At 61.6% G+C, this 12170-nt stretch carries 11 protein-coding genes; 6 read left to right on the top strand and 5 right to left on the bottom strand.

What is annotated here, in order from left to right:
- Window positions 1-98: 98 nt before the first annotated feature.
- The 3 genes from HU730_RS22870 to HU730_RS22860 are packed head-to-tail and all read right to left on the bottom strand — an operon-like array spanning window position 99 to window position 2537.
- Window positions 99-905, bottom strand: coding sequence for a sulfite exporter TauE/SafE family protein (locus tag HU730_RS22870; protein ID WP_054917402.1), 807 nt, complete (start codon window positions 903-905; stop codon window positions 99-101).
- A complete protein-coding gene (locus tag HU730_RS22865) occupies window positions 906-2150 on the bottom strand; it encodes an FAD/NAD(P)-binding oxidoreductase (RefSeq protein ID WP_186527051.1) in 1245 nt (414 codons plus the stop codon).
- A gap of 51 nt (window positions 2151-2201) precedes the next feature.
- Window positions 2202-2537 (bottom strand): metalloregulator ArsR/SmtB family transcription factor, encoded by a 336-nt coding sequence (locus HU730_RS22860; RefSeq protein WP_003174875.1) that lies wholly within the window; start codon window positions 2535-2537, stop codon window positions 2202-2204.
- Between the two features lie 94 nt (window positions 2538-2631).
- Between HU730_RS22860 and HU730_RS22855 the strand changes: the two genes are divergently transcribed.
- The gene (locus tag HU730_RS22855) at window positions 2632-3495 is read left to right on the top strand and encodes an MBL fold metallo-hydrolase (RefSeq protein ID WP_127880752.1); all 864 of its coding nucleotides are present in this window, start codon (window positions 2632-2634) and stop codon (window positions 3493-3495) included.
- Between the two features lie 624 nt (window positions 3496-4119).
- On the opposite strand, the gene bkdR is transcribed toward HU730_RS22855, so the two are convergent.
- Window positions 4120-4608 carry a Bkd operon transcriptional regulator BkdR gene (bkdR, locus tag HU730_RS22850; protein WP_003174877.1) on the bottom strand — a complete coding sequence of 163 codons (489 nt, stop codon included), beginning with the start codon at window positions 4606-4608 and terminating at the stop codon, window positions 4120-4122.
- 195 nt (window positions 4609-4803) lie between these two features.
- On the opposite strand from bkdR, the gene HU730_RS22845 reads away from it, so the two are divergent.
- The 5 genes from HU730_RS22845 (at window position 4804) to HU730_RS22825 (ending at window position 10962) form a co-directional block, all read left to right on the top strand.
- Window positions 4804-6039 carry a 3-methyl-2-oxobutanoate dehydrogenase (2-methylpropanoyl-transferring) subunit alpha gene (locus HU730_RS22845; protein WP_054898243.1) on the top strand — a complete coding sequence of 412 codons (1236 nt, stop codon included), beginning with the start codon at window positions 4804-4806 and terminating at the stop codon, window positions 6037-6039.
- Window position 6040: 1 nt separating this feature from the next.
- Window positions 6041-7099: an alpha-ketoacid dehydrogenase subunit beta gene (locus tag HU730_RS22840; protein WP_005789444.1), complete on the top strand. Its 1059-nt coding sequence runs from the start codon at window positions 6041-6043 to the stop codon at window positions 7097-7099.
- Window positions 7100-8365, top strand: a complete 1266-nt coding sequence (locus HU730_RS22835) for a dihydrolipoamide acetyltransferase family protein (RefSeq protein ID WP_034127972.1) — start codon at window positions 7100-7102, stop codon at window positions 8363-8365.
- A gap of 4 nt (window positions 8366-8369) precedes the next feature.
- Entirely contained in the window at window positions 8370-9749 is a 1380-nt protein-coding gene (gene lpdA / locus HU730_RS22830) for a dihydrolipoyl dehydrogenase (protein WP_034127973.1), read from the top strand.
- A 193-nt stretch (window positions 9750-9942) separates the two neighbouring features.
- On the top strand, window positions 9943-10962 hold the full coding sequence (locus HU730_RS22825; RefSeq protein ID WP_003192309.1) for a branched-chain amino acid aminotransferase: 1020 nt from the start codon (window positions 9943-9945) through the stop codon (window positions 10960-10962).
- 242 nt (window positions 10963-11204) lie between these two features.
- Here HU730_RS22825 and HU730_RS22820 read toward each other — a convergent pair whose 3' ends face one another.
- Window positions 11205-12098, bottom strand: a complete 894-nt coding sequence (locus HU730_RS22820; RefSeq protein ID WP_186527052.1) for a GNAT family acetyltransferase — start codon at window positions 12096-12098, stop codon at window positions 11205-11207.
- Window positions 12099-12170: the final 72 nt, after the last annotated feature.

Genomic DNA, 12170 nt, shown 5'->3' with positions numbered 1-12170 from the left:
GCGCGTTTCGGCGCTTGCGGCCGTTCACTGAGTGTCAGCGCTCAATGAGGAGGTTCCTGACCAAGTACAAGATTTCGTGACAGCGCACAGGTACAGCGTCAGAGCAACGCGCTGGCTAGCATCCCAATCGCCACCAACCCACACAGGCTGGCGAACCCCACTTGCAACACCCGCGCGGGGATCACCGAACACAACCGCCTTCCCGCCAACATGCCGACGACGCTCGCACCAATAAACACCCAGCCCACCGGCTCGATGCTCACGCCCGCATGAAACGCACCGGCCACGCCGATCAGCGACAGCAGGCTGACCACCATTAACGACGTGGCGACGATCCCGCGCATCTGCACGTCGGTCAGTTGCTTGAACGCCGGCACGATCAGGAAGCCGCCGCCCACGCCCAGCAAACCTGAAACGGCGCCGGTCACCGCTCCCAACGCCGCCAGGGTGGCGCTGCATTTGGCGGTCCAGGCCAGGCGACCGGTCTGCTGGTTGAGCATGCAGTTTTTCTGGCCCCACGACGCCGCACCATGGTCACTCGGCCCAGCCTCGCGCTTTTCCCGTTGCAGCATGCGCCAGGCCACCAGCACCATCAGCGCACTGAACAGCCCCATTAGCACCGGTTCCGACAGTTGGTGGGCGACAAACACGCCCAACGGCGAAAACAGCGCGCCGAGCAAGGCGATCAGTAACGCCGCACGGTAACGCACCAAGCCATGACGCAAGCCATCAATGGCACCCACCGCTGCCGCTGCGCCCACCGCAAGCAATGACACAGGCGCGGCCTGGGTCATGGTCAAGCCCAGCCCCAGCACCAGCGCCGGCACCCCAAGGATGCCGCCGCCCGCGCCAGTCAGGCCCATGACCAGGCCCATCAATACACCCAACACACTGGCCAGCAGCATTCAGTCCACCTTGCTCAGACGGGTCAGCCACTCGCGGCCCTTGAGCATGCCATTCCAGTAGAACCACGGCAGCAGCGTGGCCTTGAGGAACCACATCGAACGGCGTGCTTGCGTGGGATCGAGGGGAAAGGTCGGCAGCAACGTGCCGCCGTAGCCAAACTCGGCAAGCACCACCTTGCCCTTCTCCACCGTCAGTGGGCAGGAACCATAGCCGTCATATTTGAGCGGCAAAGGTGCCTGCTTGCGCAGGGCCAGCAGGTTTTCGGCCACCACCACAATTTGCTTGCGCACCGCTGCCGCCGTCTTGGCGTTGGTGGTGCCGCACACATCGCCCAGGCCGAAGATATGCGGGTAGCGCAGGTGTTGCAGGCTATGGGGGTTTACTTCGCACCAGCCGGCGGCGTCGGCCAGTGAGCTCTGGCGGATAAAGTCCGGGGACAACTGCGGCGGTACGACGTGGAGCATGTCGAAGGTTTTCTCTTCGACCGTCGCGTTGCCTTCGGCATCTTTGACTTCAAACCAGGCTTTGCGCGCCGGGCCGTCGACTTTCACCAGGTTGGAGTTGAACGCCAGGCGAGCGTTGTATTTTTCGACGTACTTCATCAGCGGCGGCACAAAGGTTGGCACACCGAACAACGCCGCACCGGCCAGGTTGAACTCGACGTCGATGTGTTTGAGGTCGCCCTGCTTGAGCCAGTGGTCGCAGGACAGGTACAGGGCTTTTTGCGGCGCGCCGGCACATTTGATCGGCATCGCCGGCTGAGTGAACAACGCCTTGCCACCCTTGAGCTGCTGCACCAACTGCCAGGTGTACGCGGCATGCTCGTAGCTGTAGTTGGACGTGACACCGTGCTGGCCAAGGGTGTCCTGCAGGCCTTCGATTTTTTCCCAGGCCAGGCGCAGGCCAGGGCAGACGATAAGGTTCTTCCAGGTGACGCGCTGGCCGCTGTCGAGCACCAGGGTGTTTTCATCGGGCAACAGTTCGCTGACGGCGGCCTGCACCCAGCTGACGCCATTGGGCAGCACGTCGGCCAGGGGCCGGCGGGTCTTGTGCAGGTCGTAAGCGCCGCCGCCGACCAGGGTCCAGGCCGGTTGGTAGCAGTGGTAGTCGTTAGGTTCGATGAGGGTGATGTTCAGCTGCGGGTCGCGCTTGAGCAGGCTGGCCAGCAGGCCGATGCCTGCCGAGCCGCCGCCGATGACTACGATATCGCCACTGATGGTGGGTCCCCAGTGTTGTTCGGTCATTGTCTACTGCCTTTTTGAGTCAATGCACACAAGGGTCGCTGCCGGATGGCGTCACGCCCAGCTTTTTATGACCGCGCCGCAATACAGCCCGGACAGGGTTTTCATCACTTGAATCACTTCGTGGCTGGCAAGCCCGTAGAAAATGTATTTGCCTTCCCGACGGGTGGCGACCAGCCCTTCATCGCGCAGGATGCCCAACTGTTGTGACAGGGTGGGCTGGCGTACGCCGGTCAGGGCTTCCAGCTCGCCGACGTTGCGCTCGCCCTGGGTCAACTGGCACAGGATCAACAAGCGATCTTCGTTGGCCAGGGCCTTGAGCAAGGCACAGGCCTTGGACGCCGATGCACGCAACTGGGCGACCTCGCCCTCACTCAACGTAGATTCCATTTGCCTCGGGTCCTTTATGTCACTTAAGCTCAAAACATTATGTGTAAACGTAAACTGATTGTAACCACTTTTTTCTTCAGCAGAGACAGCCGCCATGCCAGCGTTGATTCAAGCCTTTCTGGATGACGCATCGTCGACCTACACCTATATCGTCTATGAGGCCGATGGCGGCCCCTGCGCCATCGTCGACTCGGTGCTCAATTACGACCCGGCTTCGGGGCGCACCGATACGGCACAAGCCGACAAGGTGATTGCCTTTGTGCGCGAGCATGGCCTGCACGTGCAGTGGCTGCTGGAAACCCACGCCCATGCCGACCACCTGTCCGCCGCGCCCTACCTGCGCCGCACCTTGGGCGGCAAGATCGCGATAGGCGAATCGATCAGCAAGGTGCAGGGCGTGTTCAAGAACCTGTTCAACCTGGAGCCGGAATTTCGCGTGGACGGCTCGCAGTTCGATCACCTGTTTGCGCCGGATGAAGTCTTTCATATCGGCAACTTGAAGGCCCAGGCGTTGCACGTGCCTGGACACACCCCCGCCGACATGGCCTATTTGATCGACGGCCGCTTGATCCTGGTGGGCGACACCCTGTTCATGCCCGACGTCGGCACCGCGCGCTGCGACTTCCCCGGCGGCGATGCGCGGCAGTTGTACGCATCGATGCGCAAGCTGTTGGCGTTCCCTTCGGACACCAAGTTGTACGTGTGTCATGACTACCCGCCCGAGGGTCGAGAGGCCAAGTGCCAGACCACCGTGGCGGAACAACGAGCGGGGAACATTCATGTGCATGATGGCGTGGATGAAGCGGCGTTTGTACAGATGCGCACCCAGCGTGATGCTGGATTGGGCATGCCAACGTTGTTGCTGCCGGCGATCCAGGTAAATGTGCGGGCTGGAAATATGCCGCCGGCAGAAGAGAACGGCGTGACGTACCTGAAAATCCCTCTCAACCAACTCTAGAAGCACCGCCCCCCCTGTGGGAGCTGGCTTGCCTGCGATAGCGGTGGGTCAGTTGGCCTATTTGCCCGATAGACAGCTCAATAACGACCAACAGTAACCACGATGCGAAGCGAGCCGCTCTTGCTCTTGCTCTTGCTCTTGCTCTTGCTCTTGCTCTGCTTTTGATCTTGATCTCAGGCGCTCCGTTAAACCACGCTGGCCGGAATTCGACAGGGATTTGGGGGGGTAAACCGGCAGGGATGCCGGTTTAGCCGCCCCGCGCCATGGATGGCGCGTGGCGGCGGCCCCCCAAATCACTGGCGGATTACGGGCACACCGAGCCTAAGCGAGGTGCCGAGTGGTGGGGCAAGAGCGCTTTGCTTACTTTCGCGCTTTTCGAAAGTGAGCCGCCGTCAGGGCGGAACCCTAAGTGGCCGTTACCGCAGGAATGGATATGTACACAATCCAGCTGCATTGACTGTGAGGCCGTCTTCGCAGGCAAGCCAGCTCCCACAGTTGGATCGTTAGGGTGTCAGGTAGGTAGTCGTCGGCTGTCAGGCCGCCATCGCAGGCAAGCCAGCTCCCACAGTTGGATCGCGGGGTGCCGTCATCACAGGCAAGCCCCACATTTTGTCCCGTGTTGAATCAGGAACCGAGGCTGATGCCGTTGGCCGGCAACGGCAGCGCGGTTTTGTAGCGCACCTGCTTCAAGGCAAAGCTGGAGCGAATGTTCGCCACCCCAGGCACTTTGGTCAAAAAGTCCATCATGAAACGCTCCAGCGACTGGATCGTCGGCACCAACACGCGGATCAAATAGTCCGGGTCGCCGGCCATCAGGTAGCACTCCATCACCTCAGGCCGATCCGAGATAGCCCCTTCGAATTGCTGCAGCGCCAGCTCGTTCTGTTTTTCCAGGCTCACGTGGATGAACACATTGACGTGCAGCCCCAGCAGATCAGCATCCAGCAGCGTAACCTGCTCACGAATCAGCCCCAGTTCTTCCATCGCCTTGACCCGGTTGAAACACGGCGTAGGCGACAGGTTGACCGAGCGGGCCAGGTCGGCATTGGTGATCCGGGCATTCTCCTGCAGGGCGTTGAGAATGCCGATATCGGTACGGTCCAGTTTGCGCATGAGACAAAATCACCTGTTTATTATGTTTATGCAGTTTTTTTATCCGCAAATGGCCGGCGACGCAATGAAACAGAGATAAATATTCTTCTACGCCACGCCTATGATTGTTGTAGGACAAGATTTCTTCTATCCGAAGACTGACTGTCAGCTAGCGCGCCCACTACAAGAAATTCACAAGATAGAGCGTAGAAAGCCATGACCCAGCCGTATGCACCGCTGCGCCTGCACGTTCCCGAACCCTCGGGCCGCCCAGGCTGCAAGACCGACTTCACCTACCTGCGTTTGACCGACGCCGGCCTGGTACGCAAACCCGCCATCGACGTAGAGCCCGCCGACACCGCCGACCTGGCCAAGGGCCTGATCCGCGTGCTCGACGATCAGGGCCAGGCCCTGGGCCCGTGGGCCGAAGGTGTCTCCACCGAGATCATGCGCAAAGGCATGCGCGCCATGCTCAAGACGCGCATTTTCGACAACCGCATGGTGGTCGCCCAGCGTCAGAAAAAAATGTCGTTCTACATGCAAAGCCTTGGCGAAGAAGCCATCGGCAGCGCCCAGGCCCTGGCCTTGAATATCGACGACATGTGCTTCCCCACCTATCGCCAGCAAAGCATCCTGATGGCCCGCGAGGTGCCGCTGGTGGACCTGATCTGCCAACTGCTGTCCAACGAGCGCGACCCGCTCAAGGGCCGCCAATTGCCGATCATGTATTCGGTCAAGGAGGCGGGCTTCTTCACTATTTCCGGCAACCTTGCCACCCAATTCGTGCAGGGCGTGGGTTGGGGCATGGCCTCGGCGATCAAGGGCGATACCAAGATCGCCTCGGCCTGGATCGGCGACGGCGCCACTGCTGAATCGGACTTCCACACCGCCCTCACCTTCGCCCACGTGTACCGCGCGCCAGTGATCCTCAACGTGGTCAACAACCAGTGGGCGATTTCCACCTTCCAGGCCATCGCTGGCGGTGAAGCCACCACCTTCGCCGGACGCGGTGTGGGTTGCGGCATCGCTTCCCTGCGCGTGGACGGCAACGACTTTATCGCCGTGTACGCCGCCTCGGCCTGGGCCGCCGAACGTGCGCGCCGTAACCTGGGGCCCACCCTGATCGAGTGGGTCACCTACCGCGCCGGCCCGCATTCCACCTCCGATGACCCATCCAAGTACCGTCCCGCCGACGACTGGAGCCACTTCCCCCTGGGCGACCCGATTGCCCGCCTCAAGCAGCACCTGATCAAGATTGGCCAGTGGTCCGAAGAGGAACACGCGGCGGTCAGTGCAGAACTTGAAGCCGAAGTGGTCAAGGCGCAGAAGGAAGCCGAACAGTACGGCACCCTGGCCGGTGGCCAGATTCCAAGCGCCGCGACCATGTTCGAGGATGTCTATAAAGAGATGCCGGAGCACTTGAAGCGCCAGCGTCAAGAACTGGGGGTGTGACATGAACGACCACAACAACAGTATCGAACTGGAAACCGCCATGACCACCACCACCATGACCATGATCCAGGCCCTGCGCTCGGCCATGGATGTGATGCTTGAGCGTGACGACAACGTGGTGGTGTTCGGCCAGGACGTCGGCTACTTCGGCGGCGTGTTCCGTTGCACCGAAGGCTTGCAGACCAAGTACGGCAGCTCGCGGGTGTTTGACGCCCCCATCTCGGAAAGCGGCATCGTCGGCGTGGCCGTGGGCATGGGCGCTTACGGCCTGCGCCCGGTAGCGGAAATCCAGTTCGCCGACTACGTCTACCCCGCCACCGACCAGATCATTTCCGAAGCGGCACGCCTGCGTTATCGCTCGGCCGGCCAGTTCACCGCGCCCTTGACCATGCGCATGCCCTGCGGCGGCGGCATCTATGGCGGCCAGACCCACAGCCAGAGTATCGAAGCGGTGTTCACCCAGGTCTGCGGCCTGCGCACGGTGATGCCGTCCAACCCCTATGACGCCAAGGGCCTGCTGATCGCCTCCATCGAAAACGATGACCCGGTGATCTTCCTCGAACCCAAGCGCCTGTATAACGGCCCTTTCGATGGCCACCACGACCGCCCGGTAACGCCGTGGTCCAAACACCCCCAAGCCCAGGTGCCGGACGGTTACTACACCGTGCCCCTGGACGTAGCCGCCATCGTGCGCCCAGGCTCGGCCGTGACCGTGCTGACCTATGGCACCACCGTGTATGTGTCGCAAGTCGCCGCTGAAGAAACCGGCATCGACGCCGAGGTCATTGACCTGCGCAGCCTGTGGCCGCTGGACCTGGAGACCATCGTCAAGTCGGTGAAAAAGACCGGCCGTTGCGTGGTGGTGCATGAGGCCACGCGCACCTGCGGCTTTGGTGCCGAGTTGGTCTCGCTGGTGCAAGAGCATTGCTTCCACCACCTGGAAGCGCCGATCGAACGCGTCACTGGTTGGGACACTCCCTACCCGCACGCGCAGGAGTGGGCGTATTTCCCAGGGCCGTCCCGAGTGGGCGCGGCGTTGAAACGGGTCATGGAGGTCTGAATGGGCACGCACGTTATCAAGATGCCGGACATTGGCGAAGGCATCGCGGAAGTTGAATTATCGGTATGGCATGTAAAGGTCGGCGACCTGGTGGTTGAAGACCAGGTGCTGGCGGATGTGATGACCGACAAGGCGATGGTGGATATTCCCTCGCCGGTCCACGGCAAGGTGATTTCCCTCGGCGGCGAGCCGGGTGAGGTCATGGCAGTGGGCAGCATTTTGATCAGCATTGAAGTGGAAGGCGCAGGCAATACCAAGGATATGCCGGAGGTTGCCGAGCCGGCGAAGGCCGCGCCGCCTGTGGCCGAAGCCAAACCGGTACAGGCGCCGGTAGAAAGCAAGCCCGCTGCAGTAGTGAAAGCGCCGCAAGCGCCCGTGGCCCGTGAAGCCAGCGAACGCCCGTTGGCCTCGCCTGCCGTGCGCAAACACGCGCTGGATGCCGGGATTCAACTGCGCCTGGTCCAGGGCACAGGGCCTGCGGGCCGGATTCTGCATGAAGACCTGGAGGCTTACTTGCATCAAGGGCCGGCCACCAGCACCAGTGCCGCCAACCCGTATGCCGAGCGCAATGACGAACACCAGATCCCGGTGATCGGCATGCGCCGCAAGATCGCCCAGCGCATGCAGGACGCCACCCGCCGCGCCGCGCATTTCAGCTACGTGGAAGAGATCGACGTCACCGCCCTCGACGAGTTGCGCGTGCACCTCAACGAGAAGCACGGTGCGACACGCGGCAAGCTGACCCTGCTGCCGTTTATCGTGCGGGCCATGGTGGTAGCCTTGCGCGACTTCCCGCAGATCAATGCGCGTTACGACGACGAAGCCCAGGTCATCACTCGCCTTGGTGCCGTGCACGTGGGCGTCGCCACCCAGAGCGACGTGGGCCTGATGGTGCCGGTGGTGCGCCACGCCGAAGCCCGCAGCCTATGGGGCACTGCCGAAGAAATCGCGCGTTTGGCCAACGCCGCACGTACAGGCAAGGCCAGCCGTGAAGAGCTGTCCGGTTCCACCATCACCCTGACCAGCCTTGGCGCCCTGGGCGGCATTGTCAGTACGCCAGTGCTGAACCTGCCGGAAGTGGCCATCGTCGGCGTCAACCGCATCGTTGAGCGGCCGATGGTGATCAAGGGCCAGATCGTGGTGCGCAAGATGATGAACCTCTCCAGCTCTTTCGATCACCGCGTGGTCGATGGCATGGACGCGGCGCAATTCATCCAGGCCATTCGCGGCCTGCTCGAACAACCCGCCAGCCTGTTCCTGGAGTAAGGGCATGACTCAGACATTGCACACCACGCTGCTGATTATCGGCGGCGGCCCCGGCGGTTATGTCGCGGCGATTCGCGCAGGCCAACTGGGCATCCCCACCATTCTGGTGGAAGGCCAAGCACTGGGCGGCACCTGCCTGAACATTGGCTGCATTCCCTCCAAGGCGCTGATCCATGTGGCCGAGCAGTTCCAGCAAACCGTGCACCATAGCCAGGGCTCGCAGTTGGGCATTGAGGTGGATGTACCGACTTTGGACATCCGCAAGAGCGTGGAATGGAAAGACGGCATCGTTGACCGCCTGACCACCGGCGTCGCCGCACTGCTGAAAAAACACAAGGTGCAGGTGATCCATGGCTGGGCCAAAGTCATCGACGGCAAGACCGTCGAGGTGGGCGAGCAACGCATCCAGTGCGAACACCTGCTGTTGGCCACCGGCTCGACAAGCGTCAACCTGCCGATGCTGCCGATTGGCGGGCCGATTATCTCGTCCACCGAAGCCCTGGCACCGACCCATGTACCCAAACGTTTGATCGTGGTGGGCGGTGGTTATATCGGCCTGGAACTGGGGATTGCCTACCGCAAGCTGGGTGCCGACGTCAGCGTGGTCGAGGCCCAGGCGCACATCCTGCCGGCCTACGACGCCGAGCTGACCCTGCCGGTGGCTGAATCCCTGAAGAAACTCGGCGTGAAGCTGTACCTGGAACACAGCGTCACCGGCTTTGCCGACAACAAGCTGCAAGTACGTGCACCCAATGGCGACACCCTGGCGCTGGACACCGACCAGGTGCTGGTCGCCGTGGGGCGCAAACCCAACACCCAAGGCTGGAACCTCGAAGCGCTGAACCTGGACATGAACGGCGCGGCGATCAAGATCGACAGCCGCTGCCAGACCAGCATGCGCAACGTGTACGCCATTGGCGACCTCAGTGGCGAGCCGATGCTGGCGCACCGGGCCATGGCCCAGGGCGAAATGGTTGCCGAACTGATCAGCGGCAAAGCCCGCGAATTCAACCCGGCGGCAATTCCGGCGGTGTGCTTTACCGACCCGGAACTGGTGGTGGTCGGCAAGACCCCGGACGAGGCCAAGGCTGCTGGCCTGGATTGCATTGTGTCGAGCTTCCCGTTCGCCGCCAATGGCCGGGCCATGACGCTGGAGTCCAAGGCCGGCTTCGTGCGGGTGGTGGCGCGGCGTGACAATCACTTGATTGTTGGCTGGCAAGCGGTGGGGGCTGGGGTTTCGGAACTCTCCACTGCGTTTGGCCTGAGCCTGGAAATGGGCGCGCGCCTGGAGGATGTGGCCGGCACCATTCATGCCCATCCGACCTTGGGTGAAGCGGTGCAGGAAGCGGCGTTGCGGGCATTGGGGCACGCGTTGCACCTGTAAAAACACAACCCATGTAGGAGCGAGCTTGCTCGCGAAAATCGCCAACGATAACGCGGGCCACCCAGTTAAACGCGGCGTCCTTGCGTTCTTCGCGAGCAAGCTCGCTCCTACAGGGGATGCGAACAGCCCTGTGAATGCAGTATTGTTCGCCCATCCAGAAAAAAATCCGACTTGACCAGAGATAGAGGGTGTCATGGGTAACGAGAGCATCAATTGGGACAAGCTGGGTTTTGACTACATCAAGACCGACAAGCGGTTTCTCCAGGTCTGGAAGAACGGCGAATGGCAAGCTGGCACCCTGACCGACGACAATGTGCTGCACATCAGCGAGGGCTCCACTGCCCTGCATTATGGCCAGCAATGCTTCGAGGGTCTGAAGGCCTACCGTTGCAAGGACGGTTCGATCAACCTGTTCCGCCCGGACCAGAACGCCGCCCGCATGCAGCGCAGCTGTGGCCGCCTGCTGATGCCACAAGTGCCGACCGACGCGTTCATCGACGCCTGCAAACAAGTGGTCAAGGCCAACGAGCGCTTCATCCCGCCGTACGGCAGTGGCGGCGCGCTGTACCTGCGCCCGTTCGTGATCGGCACCGGTGACAACATCGGCGTGCGTACCGCGCCGGAATTCATCTTCTCGGTGTTCTGCATCCCGGTCGGTGCCTACTTCAAGGGCGGCCTGGTGCCGCACAACTTCCAGATCTCCGGCTACGACCGCGCCGCGCCGCAAGGCACCGGTGCCGCCAAGGTTGGTGGCAACTACGCCGCCAGCCTGATGCCGGGTTCGGAAGCGAAGAAATCCGGCTTCGCCGACGCGATCTACCTGGACCCGATGACCCACTCGAAAATCGAAGAAGTCGGCTCGGCCAACTTCTTCGGCATCACCCACGACAACCAGTTCATCACGCCGAAGTCGCCTTCGGTATTGCCAGGCATCACCCGCCTGTCGCTGATCGAACTGGCCCAGACCCGCCTGGGCCTGGAAGTGGTAGAAGGCGAAGTGTTCATCGACAAGCTGGACCAATTCAAGGAAGCCGGCGCCTGCGGTACCGCTGCCGTGATCTCGCCTATTGGCGGCATCCAGTACAACGGCAAGCTGCACGTGTTCCACAGCGAGACCGAAGTCGGCCCGATCACCCAGAAGCTCTACAAAGAGCTGACCGGTGTGCAGACCGGTGACGTGGAAGCGCCAGCGGGTTGGATCGTCAAGGTCTGACAGCCACAAAAGCCAGCGATACCACAAAACCCTGTGGGAGCTGGCTGGTTGATCGTTCCCACGCTCGCTTGATCGTTCCCACGCTCCGCGTGGGAATGCAATGCATCCCCTGACGCTCCGCGTCACCTGTTGTCCGGCGGGACGCGGAGCATCCCAGGCGGCATTCCCACGCAGAGCGTGGGAACGATCAAAGGCCTATCGCTATCGCAGGCAAGCCAGCTCCCACACTGGTTTCTGCACCTTCATGAGCGTGGCGTAATATTCTCGGCAATCTTCTTGCCCATACTGATCCTCGGCTCCACCCCATACCCCAACGCCTCATAAAACCCCACCACCACGTCATTGCCGCCGGTGATCTGCAGGTTGATTTTCATGCAACCCAGCGCTGTCAACGCCTGTTCGGCATAGCGCACCAGCGACGACCCCAGGCCATGGCGCCGATAGTCGGTATGCACCGCCACCGAATACAACCAGCCACGATGCCCGTCATAGCCGGCGAGGATGGTACCGATCACGGCTTTGTTGTCGGTGGCAACGAAGAACAACCCGTCATTGACCGCCAGTTTCTTATCAATCGCCAGGCTCGGCAGGTTATGCGCGGTGTCATAGCCAAACGCCTGCTGCCATAACTCAATCACCTGGGCACGGTGTTGACGGTCGCGATACGGCCCGATGGGGTGGCGGGACAACAGCGCCTTTTCCATCACCAACGTGCGCTCGTTGCCGTGGTACACGTCACGCACGTTGTGAAAACCCAGCTTGGCGTAGAAGGCTTGCGCCGTCAGCGAGGACGGCACGCTCAGCAGCGTCACGCCGGCTTCACGGGCGCGCAGCTCGATCTCGATCATCAACAATCGGCCAATGCCCTGCCCTTGCAGCGCCGGGTTGACGAACACCGAGCGCACCACGTTGCCGTCCAGTGCGGCCGTAGCAACGATCAGTTGATCCTGAGTCGCCACCAACACCACACGCCGCTGGAGTAACGCCATTACCGCGTCGGGAGTGAAATTGCTGGCAACCCGCGCAATCACATCTGCTGGGTAATCACGTGCGTTGCTGCTGTGCAGCGCAGCCAGGATGACCTGGCTGATGCCCTCGGCATCTGAAGGTTGGGCAAGGCGAACAGCGGTAGACATGGTTCCTCCTGGCTGACACAACGATAACAATCACCACAATACCAATGTGGGAGCTGGCTTGCCTGCTCCCAC

This window comes from Pseudomonas sp. SWRI22 (assembly GCF_014268395.2).
In the GTDB taxonomy this organism is placed as follows: Bacteria; Pseudomonadota; Gammaproteobacteria; order Pseudomonadales; family Pseudomonadaceae; genus Aquipseudomonas; species Aquipseudomonas paracarnis.
Note: the sequence above shows the minus strand (reverse complement) of the source record. Positions and strands in the feature narration are given on the sequence as shown.